This window comes from uncultured Rothia sp. (assembly GCF_963555405.1).
Classification (GTDB): Bacteria; Actinomycetota; Actinomycetes; order Actinomycetales; family Micrococcaceae; genus Rothia.
In genome coordinates this window covers 60,241-86,824 of the sequence record NZ_CAUVVO010000002.1, presented here as the reverse complement: position 1 = coordinate 86,824, position 26,584 = coordinate 60,241, and the positions used below count along the sequence as shown (strand labels likewise).

Annotated in this window: 21 protein-coding genes; all 21 read left to right on the top strand. The window is 61.4% G+C overall.

Annotated elements, in window-relative coordinates:
• Nucleotides 1-44: 44 nt before the first annotated feature.
• The 21 genes from tsf to RWL87_RS01720 all read left to right on the top strand — a co-directional run bounded on the left by tsf (nt 45) and on the right by RWL87_RS01720 (nt 26,558).
• Nucleotides 45-875, top strand: coding sequence for a translation elongation factor Ts (gene tsf, locus RWL87_RS01820; RefSeq protein ID WP_005507065.1), 831 nt, complete (start codon nt 45-47; stop codon nt 873-875).
• Nucleotides 876-1,070: 195 nt separating this feature from the next.
• Complete coding sequence (gene pyrH, locus RWL87_RS01815; protein WP_005507067.1) at nt 1,071-1,814, top strand: UMP kinase; 744 nt, start codon at nt 1,071-1,073, stop codon at nt 1,812-1,814.
• 296 nt (nt 1,815-2,110) lie between these two features.
• Nucleotides 2,111-2,668 (top strand): ribosome recycling factor, encoded by a 558-nt coding sequence (gene frr, locus RWL87_RS01810; RefSeq protein ID WP_005507069.1) that lies wholly within the window; start codon nt 2,111-2,113, stop codon nt 2,666-2,668.
• 7 nt (nt 2,669-2,675) lie between these two features.
• Nucleotides 2,676-3,584 carry a phosphatidate cytidylyltransferase gene (locus RWL87_RS01805; RefSeq protein ID WP_313968699.1) on the top strand — a complete coding sequence of 303 codons (909 nt, stop codon included), beginning with the start codon at nt 2,676-2,678 and terminating at the stop codon, nt 3,582-3,584.
• Nucleotides 3,585-3,814: 230 nt separating this feature from the next.
• Nucleotides 3,815-4,402, top strand: coding sequence for a cell division protein DivIVA (locus RWL87_RS01800; RefSeq protein ID WP_049341682.1), 588 nt, complete (start codon nt 3,815-3,817; stop codon nt 4,400-4,402).
• A gap of 154 nt (nt 4,403-4,556) precedes the next feature.
• Nucleotides 4,557-5,882: a 1-deoxy-D-xylulose-5-phosphate reductoisomerase gene (dxr, locus tag RWL87_RS01795; RefSeq protein ID WP_313968698.1), complete on the top strand. Its 1,326-nt coding sequence runs from the start codon at nt 4,557-4,559 to the stop codon at nt 5,880-5,882.
• A gap of 506 nt (nt 5,883-6,388) precedes the next feature.
• Complete coding sequence (locus RWL87_RS01790; protein WP_313968697.1) at nt 6,389-7,243, top strand: chromosome partitioning protein ParA; 855 nt, start codon at nt 6,389-6,391, stop codon at nt 7,241-7,243.
• Nucleotides 7,244-7,439: 196 nt separating this feature from the next.
• Nucleotides 7,440-8,630 carry a secretion protein HlyD gene (locus tag RWL87_RS01785; protein WP_313968696.1) on the top strand — a complete coding sequence of 397 codons (1,191 nt, stop codon included), beginning with the start codon at nt 7,440-7,442 and terminating at the stop codon, nt 8,628-8,630.
• A 9-nt stretch (nt 8,631-8,639) separates the two neighbouring features.
• Complete coding sequence (locus RWL87_RS01780) at nt 8,640-10,688, top strand: ATP-binding cassette domain-containing protein (RefSeq protein ID WP_313968695.1); 2,049 nt, start codon at nt 8,640-8,642, stop codon at nt 10,686-10,688.
• Nucleotides 10,689-11,111: 423 nt separating this feature from the next.
• Nucleotides 11,112-12,467 carry a site-2 protease family protein gene (locus RWL87_RS01775; protein ID WP_313968694.1) on the top strand — a complete coding sequence of 452 codons (1,356 nt, stop codon included), beginning with the start codon at nt 11,112-11,114 and terminating at the stop codon, nt 12,465-12,467.
• 139 nt (nt 12,468-12,606) lie between these two features.
• Nucleotides 12,607-13,749: a flavodoxin-dependent (E)-4-hydroxy-3-methylbut-2-enyl-diphosphate synthase gene (gene ispG / locus RWL87_RS01770; RefSeq protein WP_044142245.1), complete on the top strand. Its 1,143-nt coding sequence runs from the start codon at nt 12,607-12,609 to the stop codon at nt 13,747-13,749.
• A gap of 267 nt (nt 13,750-14,016) precedes the next feature.
• Nucleotides 14,017-15,186 (top strand): GNAT family N-acetyltransferase, encoded by a 1,170-nt coding sequence (locus RWL87_RS01765; protein ID WP_313968693.1) that lies wholly within the window; start codon nt 14,017-14,019, stop codon nt 15,184-15,186.
• Between the two features lie 111 nt (nt 15,187-15,297).
• Entirely contained in the window at nt 15,298-17,130 is a 1,833-nt protein-coding gene (locus RWL87_RS01760; RefSeq protein WP_313968692.1) for a proline--tRNA ligase, read from the top strand.
• 2 nt (nt 17,131-17,132) lie between these two features.
• The gene (gene rimP / locus RWL87_RS01755) at nt 17,133-17,804 is read left to right on the top strand and encodes a ribosome assembly cofactor RimP (RefSeq protein ID WP_313968691.1); all 672 of its coding nucleotides are present in this window, start codon (nt 17,133-17,135) and stop codon (nt 17,802-17,804) included.
• A gap of 109 nt (nt 17,805-17,913) precedes the next feature.
• Complete coding sequence (gene nusA / locus RWL87_RS01750) at nt 17,914-19,011, top strand: transcription termination factor NusA (RefSeq protein WP_070832709.1); 1,098 nt, start codon at nt 17,914-17,916, stop codon at nt 19,009-19,011.
• Between the two features lie 253 nt (nt 19,012-19,264).
• On the top strand, nt 19,265-19,606 hold the full coding sequence (locus tag RWL87_RS01745) for a YlxR family protein (RefSeq protein ID WP_313968690.1): 342 nt from the start codon (nt 19,265-19,267) through the stop codon (nt 19,604-19,606).
• A 219-nt stretch (nt 19,607-19,825) separates the two neighbouring features.
• Complete coding sequence (gene infB, locus RWL87_RS01740) at nt 19,826-22,678, top strand: translation initiation factor IF-2 (protein ID WP_313968689.1); 2,853 nt, start codon at nt 19,826-19,828, stop codon at nt 22,676-22,678.
• Between the two features lie 172 nt (nt 22,679-22,850).
• A complete protein-coding gene (rbfA, locus tag RWL87_RS01735; RefSeq protein ID WP_005507090.1) occupies nt 22,851-23,291 on the top strand; it encodes a 30S ribosome-binding factor RbfA in 441 nt (146 codons plus the stop codon).
• Nucleotides 23,292-24,389: a tRNA pseudouridine(55) synthase TruB gene (gene truB / locus RWL87_RS01730; protein ID WP_313968688.1), complete on the top strand. Its 1,098-nt coding sequence runs from the start codon at nt 23,292-23,294 to the stop codon at nt 24,387-24,389.
• A gap of 184 nt (nt 24,390-24,573) precedes the next feature.
• Complete coding sequence (locus RWL87_RS01725; RefSeq protein WP_313968687.1) at nt 24,574-25,281, top strand: DUF4345 domain-containing protein; 708 nt, start codon at nt 24,574-24,576, stop codon at nt 25,279-25,281.
• 260 nt (nt 25,282-25,541) lie between these two features.
• Nucleotides 25,542-26,558, top strand: a complete 1,017-nt coding sequence (locus RWL87_RS01720; RefSeq protein WP_313968686.1) for a bifunctional riboflavin kinase/FAD synthetase — start codon at nt 25,542-25,544, stop codon at nt 26,556-26,558.
• Nucleotides 26,559-26,584: the final 26 nt, after the last annotated feature.

Genomic DNA, 26,584 nt, shown 5'->3' with positions numbered 1-26,584 from the left:
CGGGATGTCATCCCGATTTATTACAGCAACACAAGGAGTTCACAATGGCGAACTACACCGCAGCAGACATCAAGGCACTGCGCGAGAAGACCGGCGCAGGTATGCTCGACGTCAAGAAGGCTCTGGACGAGGCTAACGGCGACCAGCAGAAGGCTGCCGAGATCATCCGCGTTAAGGGTCTGAAGGGCATCACCAAGCGCGAGGGTCGCGCAACCGCTGAGGGCCTGGTAGCTGCACGCGTTGAGAACGGCGTTGGCTACATGATCGAGGTCAACTCTGAGACCGACTTCGTGGCAAAGTCCGACCCCTTCATCGCTTTCGGCCAGAACGTGCTCGAGGCTGCTATTGCTGCTGACGCTTCCACCCTGGAAGAGCTGCAGGCTGCATCCTACGAGGGCAAGACCGTTGAGGAGCTGACCACCGACGCTGGTGCACTGCTCGGCGAGAAGATTGTTGTCCGCCGCGTTGCACGCGTTGAGGGCGAGAACGTTGCAGTTTACCTGCACAAGACCTCCAAGGACCTGCCCGCACAGGTTGGCGTTCTGCTGGCTGTCTCCGGTGAGAACACCGACGAGATCGCACACGACGTTGCAGTGCACATTGCTGCAATGAGCCCCAAGTACCTGGATTCCGAGTCCATCCCCGCAGACCAGATCGAGACCGAGAAGCGCGTTGCTCGCGAGACCGCAATCGCTGAGGGCAAGCCCGAGAAGATTCTGGACAAGATCGTTGAGGGTCGCCTGAAGGGCTTCTTCAAGGAGAACACCCTGCTGGATCAGGACTTCGCAAAGGACTCCAAGAAGTCTGTTGCACAGGTTCTGTCCGAGGCTGGCGCAACCGCAACCGCATTCGCACGTTTCCGCGTGGGTGCATAAGGACTCGCTGCAGTTCTGCCCTCCCGTATTACGGGTTCCCGGTAAGGGAAATCGTATGAGGTTGGGATTATAGCCTGAAGCCGGGTAGTCACCACTGGTGGCTACCCGGCTTTGCTGTATCCTTGATAAGGACTAGGCGGCATGAGCCCGCCCAAATCACCCATAACAATCCATAGGTAAGCCACTGGAGGAACCATGACTGAAGCGAATCCCCGCCCGATGCACCGTGACGAGACCGGCCGCCGCCGCGTTTTGCTCAAGCTTTCCGGTGAGGTTTTTGGTGGCGGTGAAGTTGGCATTTCGACCGAGGTCGTGCGCAGCATCGCTAAGCAGATTGCCGCAACCGTTGGCGAAGTTGAGACCTCCATCGTGATTGGTGGCGGCAACTTCTTCCGTGGCGCTGAGCTTTCTCAGGCGGGTATGGACCGCTCCCGTGCAGACTACATGGGTATGCTCGGCACCGTGATGAACTCCCTGGCTCTGCAGGACTTCCTGGAGCAGGAGGGTATTGACACCCGCGTTCAGTCCGCTATCACCATGCCGCAGGTTGCTGAGACTTACATTCCTCGCCGCGCGATTCGCCACATGCAGAAGGACCGCGTCGTGATTTTCGGTGCTGGTGCGGGTCTGCCTTACTTCTCCACCGACACTGTGGCTGCGCAGCGCGCCCTGGAAATCCACGCAGATGAGGTTCTGGTGGCTAAGAACGGCGTGGACGGCATCTACACTGCTGACCCGAACAAGGACCCCAACGCTGAGCGCCTGTACAACCTCACCTACGATGAGGCGATGCAGCGTAACATTCGCGTGCTGGATCAGACCGCGTTCTCCCTGTGCCGCGACAACAACGTGACCATGCGCGTGTTCGGCATGCAGGGCGAGGGTAACGTGACCCGCGCGATTCTGGGCGAGAAGATGGGTACCCTCGTTACTCGCTAACACCTAAATTTTTAGGTTGGGGCATGCCTGATGCCCCCTCTGATTGTGACCGTGCTCGATAGCGCGGACTTATTCTGGACGGTACCGCGCGGGTAGGCGCTAAAACTCGCTTATGCCCGCCGGTACCGTCTAGACTTATATCAAATACGACGTTCCGCCTCTTTCCCGCCGACTACGCGTTATTCCTAAGGTTTTCGCCTCGGATGCGCCGCGGAGCCGGTGAGAAATCATGAGGGCTGAGCGTGCGCCCACCGACAATTCTGGCACCCCAGAATTCCGACAAAGGAGATCCTTTCGTGATCGAAGAAATCCTTGCCGAAGCCGGCGAGAAGATGGAAAAGACCATCGAAGCAACCAAGACTGAGTTCGCTAAGGTTCGTACCGGTCGTGTGAACCCCGCAATCTTCAGCGGCCTGACCGCAGAGTACTACGGTGCACCGACCCCGCTGCAGCAGCTGGTGTCCTTCAACGTTGAGGACGCACGTACCGTCAAGATCGTTCCCTTTGACGTGACCGCACTGGCAGCTATCGAGAAGGCTCTGCGTGACTCCGACCTGGGTGTTAACCCCAGCAACGACGGTGCAGCTATCCGTGTTGTCATGCCCGAAATGACCGCTGAGCGCCGTAAGGAATACACCAAGCTCGTCAACCACAAGGCTGAAGAGTCCCGTGTCTCCATCCGTAACGTCCGCCGCCACGCTAAGACCGCTATCGACAAGCTGGTCAAGGACAGCGAAATCGGTGAGGACGAAGGCGCACGCGCCGAGAAGGAACTGGACGCACTGACCAAGAAGCACATCGACCAGGTCGACGCACTGTACAAGCACAAGGAAGCTGAACTGCTCGAGGTCTAAACCCCAAATGAGTGCACGCAAAGAAGCGAAAGAAGAGAGAGGCGCGCCGCCGGCTCCACAGTCGAGCCCGCAGGCGGCGGTAACCCCCGTGAAGTCGCGTAGCGCCAAAGCAGGCCGTAACCTGCCCGCCGCCATTGGCGTGGGTGTTGGTTTCGGCGTGCTGTTGGTGCTCGGTCTGATCTACCAGCCGATTTTTGTGGCGATTGCAGCTGCTGCGGCTGGCCTGGGCGCCTGGGAGATTGGGCACGTGCTCAACACCCGCCGCGGCTACGGCATCCCGGAATACCTGCTGGGTGGCCTGTCCGGCGCGATTGTGGCGGTGTCTTACCTGTTCGGTTTTACCGGTCTGGGCATCGCCCTGGCGGTGAGCCTGCTGGTGCTGCTGCTCTCTTCTGCTCTCGTGCGTGCGGACCGTCAGGTCTCACTGGGTAAGTCTTTGAGCGGCAGCGCCCTCGCCCTGCTGTGGGTGCCGCTGATGCTGGGCATCGCCATGGTCTACTTCCAGACGGACCACGGCGAGCGCGGCGTCCTCATGATTCTGCTGATGGCCATCTGCAATGACACGTTCGGCTTTATTGCCGGCGTGAATTGGGGTAAGCACCCGATGGCGCCGAAGATCTCCCCGAAGAAGAGCTGGGAGGGCCTGGCTGGTTCCTTCGTCGGCTCGGCGGTGGTTGGCGCTATCGCCCTGGCGGTCATGGGTTCGCCCTGGTATTGGGCTATTCCGCTGGCTGCGGTCATGGTGGTTGCGTCGACTGCCGGTGACCTGGTGGAGTCCGTGTTCAAGCGCCGTATGGGTGTGAAGGACATGTCGAATATTCTGCCCGGTCACGGCGGCATGATGGATCGCCTGGACTCGATTCTTTTTGCGGCGGCGGCTGGTTGCCTGATTTTCCGGTTTATTATGCCGCTCTAAAGCTTCAAGCTTTTATCGCTCGGAGGCGGGGCGTTTCTTCTCACAGGTGGGGGAGGGGCGCCCCGCCTTTGCTGTGCCCGCCTCATCGTGCTTAGGGCGTAGGATCCGCTGAGTAGGAGCGTAAGAGGTCAGGAAGACGGGGGCTATATCTAAGACACCGCCCGCCAACCTTGCGTCAGGTAGCCTGCGCATTGGTATTCTTAAAGTTCAATCGTCGAGAGGAGCCCACCTTGGCAAGCACCACCCGCGGAGGCGGATTTGCCCGTGCAGCAGAAACCGAACCTGGCTACAAGCGTAGTGAAGTAGACCGCCTGTTCACCCGCCTCGCCGAGGACTACGAGAAGCTCAGCGGAGCCTCCGAACTGCCCGAAGACCTCTACACCTCCCGACGAATCCGCCAGGTCGTCTTCCGTGAAGAACCCGGCGGCTACCAGCTGGACGTGGTCGACCGCGCCCTCGAAAAGATTGAGGAACGCTTCGCCAAGCTCGAACGCAGCCGCTACATTGAGGCGTACGGCCTGGACAACTGGGAACGCTCCCTCGTCGAAACCGGCGAGCTGCTCGCCGGCCGTCTGGAACGCCCCGCCGGTGAGCGTTTCCGCCGCCCCAGCAAGCGCCGCCACATGGGCTACTTCGTCGGCGACGTGGACGCTATCTGCGACCGCGTGTACGCCCAGCTCAACAGCGAAGAGCCGCTGGACCCCTCCGTGGTGCGCCACGCAAAGTTCCGCCCCGCCTCGGGCACCGTCAGCTACGAGGAATCCCAGGTGGACGCTTTCCTGGACCGCTGCATTGAGCTGCTGCAGGACCTGCTCTAAAACGTTACGTGTTGAATCCCCCGCCCCGTACGACAGGGCGGGGGATTCTTCTGTGCTGAGGTTTTCTGTACTGGGGCCTTCTACGTAGTGGCTTCTGCGCCGAGGCGAGGCTACACGCCCGGAGACACCCGCGAGCTCATGAGACACTAGAACCATGAAGTTTGGATCCTCAGCACGCGTCGGCGGCAGCCGCGACCGCCTCACCGACGCCCTCACAGAACTCACCCGCGCACCGCAGCGCGTCACCCTCCTCGGCTCAACCGGCTCCATCGGCACCCAAGCCATGGAAGTCATCGACCACCTCGCTGCGCTCAAAGGTACCAGCGCCTCCGCCGCCGACGCACCGCTGAAGGTCGTCGCCCTCTCCGCAGGCTCCCGATCCCTCGAACTGCTCGCACGCCAAGCAGTGCACGTGCGCGCCGAACTGGTCGCCACCAGCGGCACCGCAGAAGACGCACAGCGCCTCCGCGAACTTATCGAAGCGGCAGCCTCCGAAGCAGGCGCCACCGGCTACACCCCGCAGATTGCCCACGGCGCCGAAGCATCCGTACAGGCGGCAGCACACCCGGCAGACACCGTCCTGAACGGCATCACCGGCTCCATCGGCCTGGAACCGACCCTCACCGCCCTCAACAGCGGCTACCGCGTGGCACTGGCGAACAAGGAATCCCTCATCGCAGGCGGCCCGCTCGTACGCGCCGCCGTCGACGCCTCACCCCTGGCCACCCCCATGGTTCCCGTCGACTCCGAACACTCCGCCCTCGCGCAGGCGCTTGCCTCCGGAACCGACGCAGAAATCGACCGACTGATTCTCACCGCATCGGGCGGCCCGTTCCGCGGCTACAAGCGCGAACAGCTGCACGACGTGACCCCCGCGCAGGCGCTCGCACACCCCACCTGGGACATGGGTCTGGTCGTCACCACCAACTCGGCAACCATGGTCAACAAGGCACTCGAAGTGCTCGAGGCCCACCACCTGTTCGGCGTGGACCTGGACCGTATTGACGTGGCGGTTCACCCGCAGTCGATCGTGCATTCCATGGTGCAGTTCGTGGACGGCTCGACCATTGCGCAGGCCTCGCCGCCGAGCATGGTGCTGCCCATCGCGCTGGGTCTGACCTGGCCGCACCGCATCCCCGGTGCCGTGCCCGCTTGTGACTGGTCGAAGGCGGCTTCCTGGACTTTTGAGCCGCTGGATGAGGAAGCATTCCCCGCCGTGCGCATGATCAAGGACGCCGGTAAGGTGGGCGGCACCCACCCGGCAGTGTTCAACGCCGCCAACGAGGAAGCCGTTGCCGCATTCCATGCGGGCGCGATTCGCTTTACCGACATTGTCGATTCGGTCGCGCGCGTGCTGGAGGAGCACACCGGCAGCGCTGAGGCTGTCTCCGACGCTGATTTGACGCTGGAGGCTGTGCTGAACGCGGAGCGTTGGGCTCGCGTTCGCGCGAATGAGCTGCTGGGTATGACCGGCAACTAACCGGTTCTGGGGATGCATGTTCCCGAATGGGGCGTGAAGGAGCTGGTGTTCGTCCTCGTTCCTACAGGGGCACCCGCCCTCGCTTCGCTTCGGGCACCCTGATGTCACTACGGACAACACCGCCCCTCCACGCACGCTAGGCTACCGGAGGTGGCGCGCCGTGTTTTCCGGAAGCGCCCTCAGGGTGTCACACGGACGCTCTCCGCAGCGAAGCAAGGAGGAAGCGGAGCGTCCGGGTGACGGGTGCCCCTGCGTAGGTGCGGAGGAAACATGCGGCGTGCCATCCCAACCAGCGAGGCGAGGACGACACCGCCCCTCGTATCCTCCCCAGCCAGCCCCTCCCAGACACTGCATAAGGCGAGAGGACGGATACCGGTTCCTCTTGCCTCCCCCCCCCGCGCATAGTAGGCTAGTGTTCAAATCATCTTCTCTCAAGGGCAAACAATGGTGAGCCCCTGAGCGAGTGGACAAAGATGCAGCTATATTTCACGAGGAAGTGCACACCTATGCGTCGACAGAACACCCTACGAGCCCTCGCCGGGGCTCTACTCCCGCTGACCCTGGTGCTTAGCTCCTGCGCGTCCGGGCAACCCAGTACCGGCTCCTCGGCTTCCGCTAACGCTGAGAAGGCGTATAGCGCCTCCACGAGCCCCGATAGTCAAGCTATCGAAAAAGTAGAGAACCTCGCCTCACTTTCTGACAACGTTGTCCGTGCCTACCAGCGCTCCCTGAGCCAGTGCATGACTGAACGAGGATTCCCGAACTACAAGGCTCCTGCCGGAGAAACTGAAACCCCGCTGCTACAGACCGCTGGTTTCGAACCTCTCACCGTCGCGGATGCCCGCACTCGCGGATACAAAGAGCGCTACTCTTTGGTGACTGCTGAACTGGAAGAGCAGAGCCGTACTATGAGCGACGCTGAAATGCAGGCTCTTAACGGCACCGAAGGAAAGGGCGGTTGCCAACAAGAAGCCACCCGCGCAGTCTTCGGCTCAGAGGAATCCCGCGCGACCATAAAAAAGGTCTACATTACTGCGGTTCACTATCTTAACAACGACGCGATTACCAAAGACCTTGGGCCTGCCACCGAGAAGTGGGCACAGTGCATGAAAGAACGCTTCGGAGGCGACTACACCTCTCCGGATATGGCTCGCTTACAGTACCGCCAGAACAACCAAGACACCCACGAACTGGCGATTAACGACGCGACCTGCCGCGAAGCAACCGGGCTAGATGCAGAACAGCGAAAGATGGCTATCGCTTACCTGAGCACATTCCTCGAAAAGGAGCAGGGTCTCATCGAACAGGTGACCACCGCCAAGAAAACTGCTGAAGAGAACGCCCGAAAGATTCTGAGCTAATCCTGCGGACTAATCAGACCGGACTAACCAGGAACAGGCGTATAGAGTAGCTTCAACAGCTACACCTCGTCACAGCGTATTGTGCCCGGCACGTATCCCCGTGCCGGGCACAAACTAACCCCACACGGCATCGCCGCCTAAGCCCAAACGGCACAGACAATAGCGTTCCCGTACGCGCACCCAAAGAAGGGACACCATGAGCGCCACCCCCACCCGCCAGAAGAAAACCCTCTGGCTCTACGGCATTATCGCCCTGCTCCTCATCATCACCGTTGGTACGCTCATCAGCGCCCAAAACATCAAAACCACCGCCCAAAAAGATGCGGAAGCGGCACCTCCGGACCCCTCCACCATCACCGCCACGGTCACCCGCGAAAAACTGCGCACCACCGTGCCCCTAACCTGCACCGCGAACTACGCCACCTCAACCCCGCTGCGCTACAGCGGGGAAGGGCAGTACACCGCAATCACCATCAAACACGGTGACACCGTCGGCAACGGCACCCTCATCGCAGAAGTCAACGGTGAACCGCTCATCACCCTCACCGGCGGTTTCGCACTCTACCGCGACCTCAAACTCGACGACAGCGGCCCCGACGCCGCACTCCTCAACGAGGCACTGACCGCCATGGGACGCCAGGGTCCGCAGCCCGCGCGCATCACCGAAGACACCTACGAGGCTCTCAACAACCTCCTCGACAGCCTCGGTTACGCGCACGTCAAGACTGATCAGCCTATTCCCGCCCGCTACTTCCTCGTCATCAACCGTGCCGGAGTTGTCACCGGCAATCCCCGCGCAACCGGCGCCATCGCAGATGGTCCCGTAGCCACCATCGCCGAAGGTAGCAAGACCCTCAGCTGCACCGGAACCACCGGCAGGCTCACCCCCGAAGCCCGTAGCGGTCAGAAGGTAACCGTGCCCTCCCTCGGTGATACTGAGTACGTAGCAACCCTCGGATACAGGAACACCACCGAAGCCGCCGGTGCCGCAGGCAACAGCCAGGCCGGTCGCCAGGTCAATGGCGCAGAAGGTGCGGCTGGCTCCAACCTCAAGGGCGCAGCCGGTGCGGCAGGAGGCACCGAAGGCGAACGCATCCTCACCCTCGACGTAGGAGATAAGGCGGACAGCCTCCGAGGCGCCGTCAACGCGGAACTCACCCTCGAAGAAACCCCCGAAGCGCACCTGGTCGTACCCTCATCGGCGCTCTACACCCGTGATGGACAGACCCGAGTCATCGTGCTCGGCCCCGAAAGCTCCAACGGATCGAAGGCACGTGAAGAACGCGAGGTAACCGTTACCGTCATCAGCAACGCCAACGGCAAGAACGCCGTCACCGGTGACCTGCACGAAGGCGACAGCGTCAAAATCATGCGCGAGAAAAAGTAGGGAGTAGACATGACTGACTCCCGCGCCGCTCACGCGCACCCACCAGCCTATAGCGTCGATATTCAGGGAGTGTCCCAGCACTTTATGCAGGGTGACACTCGAATTGACGTGCTCAAAAATATTGACCTGAAAGTCCGCTACGGAGAAGTCGTCGCAATCCTGGGACCGTCCGGCAGCGGCAAATCAACCCTGCTGAATATCCTCGGTCTGCTCAGCACGCCCGCCTCCGGCAACTACCTGCTGGACGGTACAGACACCGCAACCTTCACCGCGGCACAGCGAGCTGAAGCGCGCCTAGACAACATCGGTTTCGTCTTCCAGGCGTTCCACCTCATCGAGCATAAGAACGTGTACCGCAACGTTGAGCTACCGCTCATCTACCGTGGCGTGCCCAAAGCGGAGCGAGCACAACGTGTTGCGGATACTCTCGCCCTGCTGGGGTTGAGCCACCGGACGGATGCGCCCATCACCACTCTCTCCGGCGGTGAAAAGCAGCGCGTGGCTATTGCTCGTGCGCTCATCGGGGAACCGGCGTTGCTGCTCTGTGACGAGCCGACCGGCTCGCTGGATGAAGAGCTCACCCGTGAAGTGATTGACCTGCTCCGTGAATGCACGGGTAATCAGCAAAGCACGATTGTGATTACCCACGACCCGCTCGTGGCGGAGCACTGCGACCGGGTGCTGCGCATGCACGAGGGGCAGCTCATCGAGCAGAAGGCGCCGCGGCAGGAGGAAACGACCGGCTGTGAGTATCTGAACCAGCCTAGCTTTACTGAGGAACAAGCCTCTAAGCCGCAGGGGAGCGGGCGTGCACCCTGGGCGCTCGCCTCCCTCAAAGAAGCCTGGGACGCTACCGTGCACCGGGTGAGGCGCAATATCTTCACCATGCTTGGTGTGGTTCTGGGTATCGCTTCGCTTGTGCTGACTGTTGGTCTGACCGCCACCATTTCTGGGCAGCTGGCGGACAGCTTCGACATTTTTAGGGCTAAGCACCTGACGATTAGCTCGACCCGAACCGAATCCATGAGCCGTGCTGAACTCTTGAGCCTGGCGGCGAGTGAGAATTATCGGCGTGTTAGCCAGCTGAACGGAGTGACCGGTACCGCGCTGGTGGATCAGCTGGATGAATCCACCGATATTCAGCGCGGCCCCGACAACTTTGGCGAGCGCGGCGCTAACGTGACGGCGTCCGTTCTGGCGGCAACGCCCAGCATCTTTAGCGTGCAGGGTCACGAGCTGGTGTGGGGTCGCACCTTCGATGAGGGCCATGTGGAGCGTAACGATAAGGTTGTGGTGCTCAGCGAAAGCGTGATGCGCCAGCTCGCGCTGCCATATAGCCCCGGGGTCACGGTTTATATTCACGATGAGCCGTACACCGTTATCGGCGTGGTGCGGGAGAATCCCTCGCTGACTCTGTCGTACGGTTCGGTCTACCTGCCACTGGGTGCGAAGCCTGGTGCCGATGCTGAAGAAGCACAGCCCGCCGCCGGTGGTGGTGGCGCGGCAGCGCAGACCGGTAAGCGTTCCACTCAGATTGTGGTGAGTACTGTTGCCGGTGCCGCAAACCAGATCGCGGAGGAAGCGCCGTACGCTCTCTCGCCGGAACGTCCCACCCTGTATAGCGTGAGTGTTCCGCCGGAACCGAAGACCCTGCGTGAAGCCGTAGACCAGCAGCAGCGCACCATGCTTCTTGCCATGAGCGTTATTACCCTCGTGATTGGTGCGATGGGCATTATGAATACGTTCCTGGTCGCGGTGATGGAGCGTCGCCGTGAGGTTGGTTTGCGTCTGGCTATTGGCATGCGCCCTTCGGGTATTCTGCTGCAGTTCTCGGCGGAGGCGCTACTGACCGGCATCCTGGGTGCTGTGGCTGGTATTGTGCTGGCGGTTAACGGCATTTCGATTGTGTCTTTGATGAACCGTTGGACGCCGATTATTAGCGCTGACACTATCCTGCTGGGCCTGGGCGCTGGCGCGCTGGTTGGTGTGTTGGCTGGTCTGTACCCGGCGGCGAAGGCCTCGCGTATTGACCCGGCGCAGACCCTGGCGGCAGGCTAGTCGCGCTGAGTAGGGTTTGGAGGGGCGGTGTTCGTCCTCGCCTCGCTGGTTGGGATGGCACGCCGCATGTTTCCTCCGCGCCTACGCAGGGGCACCCGTCACCCGGACGCTCCGTTCTTCCTCGCTCCGCATCGGAGAGCGTCCGTGTGACACCCTGAGGGCGCATCCGGAAAACACGGCGCGCCACCTCGGGTAGCCTAGCGTGCGTGGAGGGGGCGGTGTCGTCCGAACGTGACATCAGGGTGCCCGGAGCGAAGCGAGGGCGGGTGCCCCTGTAGGAGCGAGGACGAACACCGTCCCTCCACATCTATCTCATACAAATCCCACCCAAACCAGCCCCTCCAGAAAGCGGGGGAGGGCGCCTTCACAGGCTAAGCGAGTATCCTAGAAGCTTCGTATCCCCGAACCGAAACGAGAAAAAGCGTGGAAATCCTGCTGTACGCTGTGGGCATTATCCTCATGGCAATCGCTATTGCCGTCTCGATTGCCCTGCACGAGGTGGGGCATCTGGTGCCCGCGAAGCTGTTCAATGTGCGCGTCCCGCAGTACATGATTGGCTTCGGTAAGACCGTGTTCTCTTTCCGCCGCGGCGAGACTGAGTACGGTTTCAAGGCGATCCCGTTGGGCGGTTACATTTCGATGATTGGCATGTACCCGCCGAGCCCTGCTGAGGTGAAGGAGCACCATGAGGAGGGCCATTCGGGCAGTACCAGCCCGTTTGCGTCCTTGGCTGAGGAGGCGCGTGCGGCGGACGCTGAGCGTCTGAAGCCCGGTGATGAGGACCGCCTGTTCTATAAGTTGCCGGTGCTCAAGCGCATGGTGATTATGCTGGGTGGCCCGACGATGAACCTGCTGATTGGTGTGGTGTGTACTGCTGTGCTGATTTGTGGTTTTGGTACGGCGCAGGTGACGAATAAGGTGTCGGCGGTGTCTGAGTGCGTGCCGAGCGTGAATGTCACTCATGATTCGATTAGCTATGGCGAGTGTACGGATAAGTCCACTCCGTCGCCTGCGAAGGCTGCTGGTGTGCAGGTGGGTGACCGCGTGGTTGCTGTGAATGGTGCGTCGACGGGTTCGTGGGAGGCTGTGTCTTCGGCGATTCGTGCGGCGGGTTCTCACCCGAGCACCCTGACGGTGGAGCGTGATGGTCAGCGTCTGAATTTGTCGGTGACTCCGGTTGAGATGATCCGCCCGGTTTCTGACGGTAAGGGCCAGTATGCGCGTGCCGCTGATGGTTCGATTGCGACGACTCGCGGCGGTTTTGTGGGTGTTTCCCCGTCGAGTGAGTTGGTACCCGGTTCTATTACTGAGGTGCCCGCGATGGTGGGCGATACGCTTTCGCGTGTGGGTTCGTCGATGCTTTCGTTGCCGCAGCGTGTGTGGGAGTTGACGGTGACCCTGGTGACCGGTGGCGAGCGTAGTGCTGAGTCGCCGGTGTCTGTGGTGGGTGTGAGCCGTATTGCCGGTGAGGTGACGGCTACTGACCGCATCGACCTGAAGTCGAAGGCTGCGATGTTGGTCTCGCTGGTGGCGAATATGAATCTGATGCTTTTTGCGTTCAATCTGATTCCGCTGTTGCCGCTGGATGGTGGCCACGTGTTGGGTGCGCTCTGGGAGGGTGCGCGTCGCTTCTTTGCGCGTCTGACTGGGCGTAAGGATCCGGGGCCGTTTGATCCGGTGAAGTTGCTGCCGTTGACGTATGTGGTGGCGGGCGCATTTATTGTGATGTCCGTCATCCTGATTGTGGCGGATATTGTTAAGCCCATCACCCTGTTTTAGTGTGTTGTCACGTGCGGTAAGGGTACCCGTATTAGTGCTTTCTTTCGCGTCAGTGGCACAATAAAAAGTTGAACGAAGGATGCGTCGTACGTCCTTCACAACCCATGTATGGAGGAAAACCTTGTCGGTCAGCCTTGGTATGCCGAAGCCCGCTCCTGCGGTTCTGTCGCCGCGTCGTAAAACCCGCCAGTTCAAGGTGGGTTCTGTCGGTGTTGGTTCTGAATCTCCGATTTCGGTGCAGTCGATGACGACCACTAAGACCCACGACATTGGTGCGACTCTGCAGCAGATTGCTGAGTTGACCGCTGCCGGTTGCGATATTGTGCGTGTGGCGTGCCCGACCGATAAGGATGCGGAGGCTCTGCCGATTATTGCGAAGCAGTCCCGCATTCCGGTGATTGCTGACATCCACTTCCAGCCGAAGTACGTGTATGCGGCTATTCAGGCTGGTTGCGGTGCTGTGCGTGTGAACCCGGGTAATATCCGTAAGTTCGACGACCAGGTGAAGGAAATCGCTCAGATGGCTTCGGACCACGGCGTTTCTCTGCGTATTGGTGTGAACGCCGGTTCGCTGGATAAGCGTCTGCTGGAGAAGTACGGCAAGGCTACTCCGGAGGCTCTGGTTGAGTCTGCCGTGTGGGAGGCTTCGCTCTTTGAGGAGCACGGTTTCCGTGATTTCAAGATTTCTGTGAAGCATAACGACCCTGTGGTGATGGTGGAGGCGTACCGTCAGCTGGCTGAGCGCGGTGACTGGCCCCTGCACCTGGGTGTGACTGAGGCTGGTCCGGCGTTCCAGGGCACTATTAAGAGCTCGGTGGCGTTCGGTACTCTGCTGTCTCAGGGTATTGGTGACACCATCCGCGTGTCGCTGTCTGCTCCTCCGGTTGAGGAAGTGAAGGTGGGCACCAAGATCCTGGAGTCGCTGAACCTTCGCCCCCGCAAGCTGGACATCGTTTCTTGCCCGTCCTGTGGTCGTGCGCAGGTGAACGTGTGGGAGCTTGCCGAGAACGTGACTAAGGGCCTGGAGCACATGAAGGTTCCGCTGCGTGTTGCCGTGATGGGTTGCGTGGTGAACGGTCCGGGTGAGGCTCGTGAGGCTGACCTGGGTGTGGCTTCCGGTAACGGTAAGGGCCAGATTTTCGTGAAGGGTGAGGTCATTAAGACTGTGCCCGAGGATCAGATCGTTGAGACTCTGATTGAAGAGGCTACCCGTATCGCAGCTGAGATGGAGGCTTCGGGCGAGTACGTTCCCGAAGGTTCCCCGGCTGTTTCGGTGAGCTAGTTAGCTTTGTGCGCGGAGGCGCCCTGGTGAGGGGCGCCTCCGCGCTTTTCCGGTTATGTCCGGTTATGGTGGTGGCAGGCTTTGTGCTTGTCGCCGTTGGCTGTGGCCGCATAATTCGGCTACTTTTCGGGGCACGCCCCGTATCGTCACTCATCTGTCTATCGCTCAACTCCTATCACTCAACACAGCATGCTTAATCTTTTATCTTCTCTTCGCCCAAGTTCTTTCCGCGCTAAATCCAAGCGCGGCAGGCGGGCTGCTTCGTCGATGGATTCTTCCCCTATGCCTGATCGCGTGAAGGAACACGTATTTGCTCTGGACGCTCGGTGGTGCGATGAGCTGGAGGACGTCCTGTTCAGCGACCCGGTCCCGAATCTGTACCCCATTGAGCATTATTTGGCGTGCCCTCTTCCGGTGAGGGCGCCGCGTATTCCGCTGCACTACTATCAGGGTTTTGTGGGTTGTGAGCGTGACGGTCAGCTGTGCTGTGTGCTGCTGTTGGGCTCGAATGTGGTGCCTGTGCGCCTGTGCGGTGCCGCGGTTGAACATGTCGCCGTTGAACATGCTGAACATGATGTTGCCGAACAGGCAGAAACCTCTGATACCCCCACCCTGGACGCCCCCACCCTGGATGCTACGGCGCTCGCGCATCGTGACGCGCTGGCTCAGCTGCTGCTGCAGGTGGGTTCTCGCCTGGATTCCATGTTCGGTGAGAGTGCCTTCGTGATGCCCCTGTGGACGCGCATGCAGGAGTTGTGCGAGCAGACTCGGGACGGTAAGAACTCGCTGTTGCAGATGCTGCAGCCGAGCCTGCGTGATGGGTGCGATCACCGTGCGCGGGTTCTATCGGAGCGTCCCGTACAGCCGCTGCTGTACCTGCCGCCGGAAAAGAACCTTGCCCGCTTCTACGACGCGGAGCTTCCTGAACTACCGGAGCACCTGCCCGCACCCCTCAAACCTGCCGATGCCCCCACCGGTGCTTTTCAACTCATCGGTGAGTCTGCCGGGTATGCGCGCCTCGCCACCTCCGCCGACCTGGGGGAGTTGCTGCCCGCCGCAGCCGCCATGTTCACCGAGGAGGTCGGCTTCGACCCGATCGCCCGCTACGGCGACGGCTACGCGGCGCGCCTGCGCACGCTCATTGCCGGTCAGCGTAGCGCCATTGTCACCGACGTGAACGGTCGCGTCATCTTCAAGGCGGATGCGGGCATCGTGAACCTGGACGCCGCGCAGGTGCAGGGTGTGTGGCTGCACCCGGACTACCGCGGCTACGGGCTGGCTAAGCCGTTCTTTGCCGCCGCCGCGCAGATTCTGCAGCGCCACTACCCGCATTTGAGCCTGTACGTGAACGACTACAATGCCCGCGCGCTTGCCATGTATCGGGGGACCGGTTGGGAGCAGATTGGGCAGTTCTCGACCATCATTTTCGAGCGCTAAACACGCTGAACCCTAAAACGCTATAAAATTAAAGACGACTGTGCCTATTTACGGCTCACCCGGTGAGCCTCGGGCACCCTAGCTAAACCTATCGACCTTTCAAGGAGAATCGTGGTACTTCGCCTTTCCAACCTCTTCGTGCGCACTCTGCGCGAGGACCCCGTAGATGCCGAGGTCGCCAGCCACAAGCTGCTGGTTCGCGCCGGTTACATCCGCCGCGCAGCCCCCGGCGTGTACACCTGGCTGCCCCTGGGCCTGAAGGTACTGCGCAAGGTCGAGAACATCATCCGCGAAGAGATGGACGCTATCGGCGCGCAGGAAGTTCACTTCCCCGCGCTGCTGCCCCGCGAACCCTATGAGGCAACTAACCGCTGGGATGAGTACGGCGACAACCTCTTCCGCCTCAAGGACCGTAAGGGTGCAGACATGCTGCTGGCACCCACCCACGAGGAAATGTTCACCCTGCTGGTGAAGGACCTGTACTCCTCCTACAAGGATCTGCCGGTTTCCCTGTACCAGATTCAGACCAAGTACCGCGACGAGGCGCGCCCCCGCGCGGGTTTGCTGCGTGGCCGCGAGTTCGTCATGAAGGACTCCTACTCCTTCAACATTGACGATGAGGGCCTGAACGAGGCGTACCTGGCGCACCGTGCCGCCTACCAGCGCATCTTCGAGCGCCTGGGCCTGGAGATCGTCATTGTGACCGCGCAGTCCGGTGCGATGGGCGGCTCCCGCAGTGAAGAGTTCCTGCACCCGACCCCCATCGGTGAGGACACCTTCGTGCGTTCGGCAGGCGGCTACGCGGCAAACGTTGAGGCTGTGACCACCGTGGTTCCCGAGGAAATCGAAATCACCGAGGACACCCCGGCGGCAGTCATCCTGGACACCCCCGACTCTGCCACCATTGAGACCCTGGTGGAGCGCATGAACGAACTGCACACCGAGGTGACCGGCGGCGCCATCGAGGCTTCGCAGACCCTCAAGTGCTTCCTCGGCACCGTCATCACCCCCTCCGGCGAGCGTAAGGTCTTCGCCGTGGGCGTTCCCGGCGACCGTGCCGTGGACCTGGGCCGCGTTGAGGTCAACATCGGTGCCCTGATGGGTATTGGCGGCGAGGTTGAGGTTGAGGCAGCCAGCGAAGAGGACCTGAAGGCATACCCGCAGCTGGTCAAGGGCTACATTGGCCCCGGCCTGAGCCTGGATGCACCCCTGCTCGGTGCACACTCCGAGGACGAGGATGCGGTAGCTTCCGCAACCGGCATTCCCTTCTTCGTTGACCCCCGCGTGGTGCGCGGTACCCGCTGGGTCACCGGCGCGAACGAAGAGGGCAAGCACGTGGCGAACCTGGTCTTCGGCCGTGACTTCACCGCCGACGGCGTCATTGAGGCGTGCGAGGTGCGCGAAGGCGACCCGGCACCGGACGGCTCCGGCGAGCTGGTGGCAGCCCGCGGCATCGAGATGGGCCACATCTTCGCCCTGGGCCGCAAGTACGCCGAGGCACTGGGCCTGAAGGTTTTGGACCAGAACGGCAAGCTGCAGACCGTGACCATGGGCTCCTACGGCGTGGGCGTGACCCGCGCACTTGCCGCTATCGCCGAGGGCAACCACGACGAGAAGGGCCTGATCTGGCCGCGTAACCTGGCACCGGCAGACGTGCACATTGTCATCACCGGCAAGGACGCAGCATCCCACGAGTACGCTGAAGAGCTCAGCGCATCCCTGGAAGCTGCCGGCCTGCAGGTCATGCTGGACGACCGCCCCAAGACCAGCCCCGGCGTGAAGTTCGGCGACGCCGAGCTGCTGGGCGTGCCCACCATCCTGGTGATTGGTCGCGGCTTCAAGGACGGCGTGCTCGAGCTGAAGGACCGCCGTAGCGGTGAAGCTCGTGAGGTGTCCGTTGAGAACGCGGTGGCTGAGGTCATCGCAGAGGTCAAGGGAGCGTAATCGTGGCGTATAAGCCGAAGCGTTCTGGCTCTAAGAAGAGCGCCCCGAATGCGCGCGCTCGCCGTGCCGCATCCCGCGTGGCAAACGGTGTGAACACTTCCCGTACTCGCGCTGAGCGTGAGCCCGTGGTGGAGGCACCGGTGCGCGTGGGTACCCGCGCGATCCGTGAGGAGGAGGTTGCCGAGGCGATTGCCCCGGTGATTTCCGAGTTCTCGCTGGTGCTGGAGGGTCTGAAGATTTCGGGCCCGGCGGCGAACCGTACCGTGAAGATTACGGTGGACTACACCGCTGAGCGTACCGATTCGCTGTCGCTGGATTCTCTGGCGGAGATTTCCGGTGCGATTTCGAGCGCGCTGGACCGTGCGGATGAGAACGACGAGTTCTTCCCCTACGAGCTTCAGGTGTCCTCGCCCGGCGCTACCCGCGCCCTGACCGAGCGCCGCCACTGGGAGCGTGCCCGTACCCGTCTGATTGCGGTGACCGCACCCGACGGCACCGAGTATCTGGCACGTCTGCACGAGGTGCAGGATGAGGGTCCGGTGCTGGCTCGTAAGAAGAATACGAAGAAGGGCCAGAAGGAGTCGTACCACGAGCCGTCTTTGCTTCCGTGGGAAAATATTGCTTCTGCTCACGTCGAGATTGACTTCAATTCGCCTGCTGAGCCGGTAGAATAGAGTTATTAAAGCTTCAGGCACGGGGTGCTCCGTGCCAGGTATATACCGTTCGGGAGCCGGGGCGCGGAGAGCGTCCCGGCGCCGTGCTAACTGGGAAAGGCTGAAAAGCGTGGAGGATATTAAAACTATTGACCTGGGCGCACTGCGCGCATTGGCGAAGCAGCGCTCTCTCGTCATGGAGGAGCTCTTCACCCTGGTTGAGAACGCCCTGCTGCTCGCGTACATGAAGCAGCCCGGCGCTATTAAGGGCTCTCGTGCCGTCATCGACCGTACTACCGGCGAGTTCGTCATTCTGGCTCCTGAGCTTGATGAGGACAACCAGAAGATTGACGAGTTCGACGATACCCCGAACAACTTTGGCCGTATCGCTGCCGCAACCGTCCGTCAGGTGCTGTCGCAGCGTCTGCGTGACGCTGAGGACGCATCCGTTCTGGGCGAGTTCAAGGACCGTGAGGGCACCCTGGTGTCCGGCGTGATTCAGCAGGGCAACAACCCGCGTATGGTTCAGGTTGACCTGGGCACCGTTGAAGCTGTTCTGCCCAGCAACGAGCAGGTTCCTGGCGAGAAGTACCCGCACGGTACCCGCCTGCGCGCCTACCTGGTGGAGGCTCGCCGCGGTCCTAAGGGCCCCTCGATTGTGGTTTCTCGTTCGCACCCGAACCTGGTTCTGCGCCTGTTCGAGCACGAGGTCCCCGAGATTTCTGAGGGCCTGGTGTCCATTAACTCCATCGCACGTGAAGCTGGCCACCGCTCCAAGATCGCTGTGTCCGCGAAGAACCCGACCATTAACGCTAAGGGTGCGTGCATCGGCGATATGGGTGCCCGCGTGCGTGCGGTTGCAGCCGAGCTGAACGACGAGAAGATTGACATTGTCGACTACTCGACCGATCCGGCAACCTTCATCGCGGCGGCGCTGTCCCCGGCTAAGGTCACCGAGGTCATTATTGCGAACCCGCGCGAGTACTCCGCTCGTGCAGTGGTTCCGGACGATCAGCTGTCCCTGGCCATCGGTCGCGAGGGTCAGAACGCCCGCCTGGCTGCGAAGCTGACCGGCTGGCGTATCGACATTCTCTCCGAGTCCAAGTACGCTCAGGTTCGTGCTGAGGAAGAGGTTGCGGCTCGCGTGGCTCGTAGCCTGGCTGAAGAAGCTTCCGCTGAGAAGGCAACTGAAGAAGCTGCAGAAGAGTCCGCACAGGACGCTGAATAAGCATTAGCCCCGGTGAGGGGCGTATCCCGCGGCATATCCTTTTGATGCAGGCGCAAGATATCGGGCAGGTACGTGCCCGGTGTTCTTGCGCCTGCGTCACAGTTTTGCCCATGATTCTTAAAAACGGGATACACTATTAAGATGTGCCGGTGTGTAACCGGGCGCTTTAACGCGCCCTCGCACACACCGGATTGAGCATCATGAATGCACCGCGAACACGGTTCTGCACACACGCTAGAGAGGGGAGAGGACCATGAGCAATCACGACCTCACTGCAACCTCCGAAGCGTTTGAAGGACCGGTCCGCACCTGCATCGGATGCCGTGCCCGCGATGAACAGCGTAACCTGCTGCGCATCGCCCGCACACCCGTCACGTCTGCTACCGAGCAGACGGACACCCCGCCCTATCAGCCCGATGTGGCGGGAACTATGCCCGGACGAGGCGCTTGGATTCACCCGAGCGAAAAGTGCGTAGCCGCTCTGCAGAAGAAGAACGGTCTGGCACGCGCCTTCAAAAAAGCGGTCCCTGCAACCCAGCTGCAGGCGTGCTGCGAGCAGATTCGAGCCGTGATTGCGGACTCGACCCCCTCGTAGACGCTTTTCGGGTATATGCCCTCTGTAAGTCAACGAGTTTGACGACTTCTTATCTGAAAGCGAGTCAGAAAACTGATGGATATCTAATGAGTGCCGCGAAATGAGTACCCTTTCGTGCTCACCCACCGGCAATTTCACGAATTGGCGCGCCTTCGGGCGTGCACCCCGTAAACATTAGTGTCCGCACCATTCCCGGTGCGGACCGGGAATGGAGAAAATTTGGCTCAGCCTCGAGTACACGAGTTTGCTAAAGAGGTAGGCGTACCTTCCAAGGAAGTTATCGCCAAGCTCAAGGATATGGGCGAGTTCGTTAAGAGCTCCTCTTCCACCCTGAACCCCATGGTTCTGAAGAAGCTGCGCGCGGAATTCCCCGCCGCAGCCGCTAAGCCTGCCGCAAAGGCAGCAGCTCCCGCAGAGTCGGCTGCTAAGCCGGCTCCCAAGCCTGCAGCGGCAAAGCCCGCCGCTAAGCCTGCGGCAGCCCCCAAGCCCGCAGCGGCAAAGCCTGCCGCTAAGCCGGCACCCAAGCCTGCAGCTAAGCCCGCAGCAGCTGAGAGCGCAGCTCCCAAGCCTGCAGCGGCTAAGCCCGCCGCAAAGCCGGCAGCAGCACCCAAGCCCGGCGGCCCCCGCCCGGGTAACAACCCCTTCGCATCCCAGCAGGGCATGGCACGCCCCGAGGCTGCACCGAAGCCGGCAGCACCCAAGCCTGCCGCTCCGAAGCCCGGCCCCAAGCCCGGTCCTCGCCCCGGTAACAACCCCTTCGCATCCCAGCAGGGTATGAAGCGTAACGGCGGCGACTCCCAGCGTTCCGGCGGTCCCCGTCCGGCACGTAACGGTCGTCCCGGTGGCAACGGTGGCGCACGCCCCGGCGGTAACGGCGGTCCCCGCCCCGCAGGTGGCGCACGTCCCGGTGGTAACGGCGGTCCCCGCCCGGCAGGTGGCGCACGTCCCGGTGCACCCCGTCCGGCTGGTGGCGGCGCACGCCCGAACCCCTCGATGATGCCTAAGGTTTCCAACGTTGGTGGCGGCGCGTCCGGTTCCAACAACGGCGGCGGTAACGGCGGCGGCGGCGCACGTCGCGGCGGCGGTTCCGGCGGCTTCAACCGTGGCCCGGGTCGTCCCGGCCCCGGCGGTCGCGGCAATGCACAGGGTGCATTCGGTCGCGGCGGCTCCAAGCGTAAGGGCCGCAAGTCCAAGGCAGCTCGCCGCCATGAGCAGGAGCAGCTGAACGCACCGGCACCCGGTGGCGTGGTTGTTCCTCGCGGCGACGGCTCGACCGAGATTCGTCTGCGCCGCGGCGCGTCCATCATGGACTTCGCTGAGAAGATTGGCGCAAACCCGGCATCGCTGATTACGGTTCTCTTCCACCTGGGTGAGATGGCTACCCAGACTCAGTCCCTGGACGAGGAGACCTTCGAGCTGCTGGGTGCTGAACTGGGCTACGTCATCAAGATTGTTTCCCCGGAGGATGAGGAGCGCGAGCTGCTCGAGTCCTTCGACATCAACCTCGAAGCCGAAGCGGAAGCTGAGGGCGAGGATGTTCTGGAGGTCCGTCCCCCGGTCGTTACCGTCATGGGTCACGTTGACCACGGTAAGACCCGCCTGCTGGACGCTATCCGTAACACCAACGTCATTGAGGGTGAAGCCGGCGGCATTACCCAGCACATTGGTGCATACCAGGTCCACACCACCGTTGAGGGTGAAGACCGCGCGATTACCTTCATCGATACCCCCGGTCACGAGGCGTTCACCGCTATGCGTGCCCGTGGTGCGAAGGTCACCGACGTGGCGATCCTCGTGGTCGCAGCGGATGACGGCGTTATGCCCCAGACCGTTGAAGCACTGAACCACGCACAGGCAGCTAACGTGCCGATCGTGGTTGCTGTGAACAAGATTGATAAGGAAGGCGCGTCCCCGGACAAGATTCGTGGCCAGCTGACCGAGTACGGTCTGATCCCCGAAGAGTACGGTGGCGACACCATGTTCGTGGATGTCTCTGCTCGCAACGGCACCAACATCGACGAGCTGCTTGAGGCTGTCACCCTGACCGCTGACGTGCTCGAACTGACCGCTAACCCGAACAAGGAAGCACGCGGCGTTGCTATTGAAGCAAACCTGGACAAGGGCCGCGGCGCGGTCTGCACCGTCCTGGTTCAGTCCGGTACCCTGCGCGTCGGTGACGCTATCGTTGCCGGTGTTGCTCACGGCCGTGTTCGTGCAATGTTCGATGAGAACGGTCAGGCTGTGAAGGAAGCTGGCCCGTCCCGCCCCGTTCAGGTGCTGGGTCTGTCCACCGTTCCTCGTGCAGGCGACACCTTCCTCTCCACCGAGGAAGAGCGTACCGCTCGTCAGATTGCTGAGAAGCGTGAGGCTGCTGATCGTAACGCTCAGCTGGCTAAGCGTCGTAAGCGCGTGACCCTGGAGTCCTTCGATGCCGCTGTGGCTGAGGGCAAGATGGACACCCTGAACCTGATTATTAAGGGTGACGTCTCCGGTGCTGTGGAAGCACTGGAAGAGTCCCTGATGAAGATCGACGCCGGTGGCGACGAGGTTCAGCTGCGCGTCATTCACCGCGGTGTGGGTGCTATTACCCAGAACGACGTGAACCTGGCAACCGTGGACAACGCGGTGATTATCGGCTTCAACGTCCGCCCGGCAGAGCGCGTTGCAGAACTTGCCGACCGCGAAGGCGTCGAGATGAAGTTCTACTCGGTCATCTACCGTGCGATTGAGGAAATTGAGCAGGCCGTCAAGGGTATGCTCAAGCCCGAGTACGAGGAAGTGGAGCTCGGCTCCGCAGAGATCCGCGAGGTCTTCCGCTCTTCCAAGTGGGGCAACATCGCAGGTTCGATCGTCAAGAACGGCATCATCAAGCGCAACGCCAAGGCACGCCTGGTGCGCGACGGTTCCGTGGTGGCAGACAACCTCATCATCGAGTCGCTGCGTCGTTTCAAGGACGACGCTACCGAGGTTCGCGAAGGTTTCGAGTGTGGTATTGGCCTCGGCTCCTTCAACGACATCAAGGAAGGCGACATTATCGAGACTTGGGAGATGCGCGAAAAGCCGCGTGTCTAAGGCTCACACGCTGATGCGCCCGTCACCCGCTAGTGCTCCCGCACCCGCAGGCTTCTAAAACTGGAGCTGGCGGGGCGGAGGCTGGCGGGGCGGGCGCTTCCGCATTACCTGGAACGCCTCCGCGGCACCTCGAGTGTTCGCGGAAGCACCACGAGATTTCAAGGAGAAACACATGGCTGATGCAGCCCGTGCGGCACGACTTGCCGACCGCATCAAGGTAATTGTGGCGAAGGCGCTGGAGCGTCGTGTTAAGGATCCCCGCCTCGGTTTTGTGACCATTACCGACGCCCGCGTGACCAACGACCTGCAGCACGCAACCCTCTACTACACCGTGTTCGGTTCCGAAGAGGACGCCGCAAACACCAAGAAGGCGCTGGAATCCGCTAAGGGTATTCTGCGCGCCGAGGTGGGTAAGAACATTACTGCCCGCCTGACCCCCACCCTGACTTTCGTTGCTGACGAGGTTCCCGAGAACGCCTTCCACATTGAGGCGCTTCTGCGTGAGACTCGCGAGCGCGACGCCGCCCTGGCAGCCGCTGCTGAGGGCGCCGAGTACGCTGGTGAGGCTGACCCCTACAAGAAGGATGAGCCTGCCGAGGGTGAGGACGCCTAAGTGGCGAAGAAGCAACCTCAGGGCCCGTCCGGCCTGATGGTCATTGATAAGCCCGCCGGGATGAGCAGCCACGACGCAGTCTCTCAGATGCGTCGTATTGCTGGCACCCGGCGGGTTGGTCACGCCGGTACGCTGGATCCCGCCGCGACCGGTGTGCTGATTTTGGGCATCAATAAGGCGACCAAGCTGCTGACCTACCTGGTCGGTCAGGACAAAACCTATGACGCGACGATTCGCCTGGGCATTGAGACGCTGACTGAGGACGCCGAGGGCGAGCACACCGCCGCGCATCCGGATGCCGTTGAGGCGCTGACCGGTATGGACGCTGAGCAGATGCGTGCGCGCATCCTGGAGGCTGTGGCGCAGCTCAGCGGCGATATTCTGCAGGTTCCTTCTGCGGTGTCCGCTATCAAGATCAACGGTGTTCGCTCGTATGCGCGTGTGCGTAGCGGTGAGCAGGTTGAGTTGGCGGCGCGTCCGGTGACGATTAGCGAGTTCACGGTGCATTCTGTGACTGACGGTTTTGCCGAGTATGTCATCGAGGATCCCGAGAATGAGGGGGAGCACGCGGCTACCTCGGTTCCCGTGATTGACTGCGAGGTGACGGTCTCGTGTTCCTCTGGCACCTATATTCGTGCCCTGGCGCGTGATTTGGGCAAGATTCTGGGCACTGGCGGTCACCTGACGGCTCTTCGCCGTACCCGTGTGGGTGCTGTGGTGCTTGAGGATGCCGCCGATTTGGCGCAGTTGAAGCAGCGCCGCGAAGAGTCGGAGGCGCCGCTGGAAGATTTGCCGCTACTGCCCCTGGAGGAGGCGGCACGCCGTATCTTTGGTGCGCGTGAGCTCACGGCTGCGGAGGCGAGCGATATTTCCTACGGCCGCCGTATTAGCCCCAGCGGCGACGGTTCCGTGGTGAAGCGTTCCGTGCACGCGAGCGCGGATGAGTCCGGCGCCGTGCAGCATGCCAGCGTTGAGGGTATTGTGGCGGGCTTCGCCCCGGACGGTACCCTGGTCGCCCTGCTGGAGAACAAGAAGCAGCGCGGGAAGGTGCAGGCCGCCCCGGTGCTGGTTTTTGAGGCGAATCGTTCCTTCAACTAGGTGTTGAGGCATTATGATGGGCGAAGAGGGTTCGGTATTTGCACCTGCCTAAGCCTGATTCCTCAAGCCTGATTGATTCAGCGCCTATTGAACGTGCGCCCTCATTCAACGCGCTAACTGATACAACCCTGAACACACATGACTACTCGTGCGGGTGCCGCCCGGCCCTGCTGAAGGAGAGAAGATGAGCGAGAACCAGAGCTCCGCTAAGAAGGCGAGTGAGCCTCGTACCGCGCCGGTACCGCGCGTAGAGTCTGCACAGACTGAAGCTGCTGCGAAGGCAGGTACTGCTAAGACCGCTGAGCCTATTTCTGCGGCGAAGACCCCCGAGGGTGTTCGCGTGAGCGCACCGGCTGCCGGCGATAAGGCGTCGCAGAAGGCGGCTAAGAAGGCTGAGAAGAAGGCAACCCGCGAGGCGTTTGCCCGCCCCAAGAGCATTGAGGAGGCGGCTAAGCCTCAGAACCGTGCGGCGTTCCGTGCGGCGGTGGCATTGTACGGTCTGTTCATGATTGCGTACGGTGTGTGGCAGGTTCTGGGCGGTATCCGCGTGATTCCGGATGCGCCTCAGGACTTTGCGAACCCCTCGGTGCAGTCGAACTACGTGTTCTTCGCGGCAACCTATGTGGGTGTGGGCCTGTCCTTCGTGTTTATCGCACTGAAGTTCAAGTGGGTGAACATGCTTGCGTTCTCCTGCCTGGTGGTTTTCCTGGGCGGCGTGGGTCGTATCCTGTCGTGGGCGTTCTTCGGCACCCCGCACTGGTCGCTGATCGTGCTGATGGTGACTGAGCTTGTGATTCCGCCCTGCCTGCTGGTCTGGTACGGCTGGATTAACAAGTCCAATAAGATTCGCGAGGAGATGCTGAAGGCTTCTCGTAACCAGGCTCGTAAGTAGTCTTAACGCCCGGGGAGGTTCCTGCCACACGGTGGGGTGCCTGCCCGGGCTTTTGTATGGGCGGGGTTCGCACGGTGCGGCTCTTTCGACGTGTGCCTCGACGTGTGCCGGAGGCGCCTCCAGACTCCGTGACGGCAGGGGAGAGGGCATCGCCTGCGAGGGGCACCGTCCCATTCCCTGTTGATTCCCGTTTTGAATTCTGCATCCTGCCGCCTGTGGTCTAGGATGGATAGGTACATTTATCTTTTTCAGGAGAGCCCGTGACCCTCTACACCGCTTTGAGCGAGGTCCCCGCCGGCTACGGCCCCTCGGTCGTGACCATCGGCAATTTTGACGGCGTGCACCGTGGACATGCCCGCGTGATTTCGCGCGTGGTCTCCCTTGCTGAAGAGCACGGTTTGAGCTCTATCGCGGTCTCTTTTGACCCGCACCCGATGCAGGTGCACCGTCCCGAGGCGGCCCACCACGACATTATGGGTCAGGGCTCGCGCCGCTACTTCATGTGCCTGCTGGGTCTGAACGATTACCTGCTGCTGAACTACAACCTGGAGTTCGCTGCGCAGACCCCCGAGGAGTTCGTGAAGACCACCTTCGTGGATGCGCTGAACGCGCGTTTCGTGGTCATTGGTGACGACGTGCGCTTTGGCAAGAACAACTCCGGCGACCTGAACACTATGCGTGAGCTGGGGGAGAAGTACGGCTTTGAGGTCGTGGTCGTTGAGGATCTGATGGTGGATGAGAACACCCGCTGCTCCTCGACCCGCATCCGCCAGCTGCTGTTGGAGGGCGATATGCCCGCCGCAACCGAGCTGCTGGGCCGCCACCACATGATGGCTGGCGAGGTTGTGCACGGTCTGGCGCGCGGCCGCGAGCTGGGCTTCCCGACCGCGAACCTTGAGCTTGAGGCGCGCGGCCTGATTCCCGCCGACGGCGTGTACGCCGGCTGGCTCGTGGATGAACACGGTAACCGTCACCCCTCCGCTATTTCGGTGGGTACGAACCCCACCTTTGACGGTATTGAGCACCGTCAGGTTGAGGCACACGTGATTGACCGCCCCGAAGAGCGCGTGGAGGATTTCAACCTGTACGGTCAGCGTGTGCTCATTGAGTTTGTGAAGCGTCTGCGCCCCATGGTCGCGTACACCGGCGTTGAAGCGCTGATTGAGCAGATTAACGATGACGTGGTGCAGACCCGCGAGGTGCTGGCTGAGGATGCGAAGAACTACTGCCCGCCGGAGTGCCCGGTGCAGGCGGAAGTGAAGCAGCCCGGCCTCTAAGAGCGACATCCTGCACTCATAGCTTT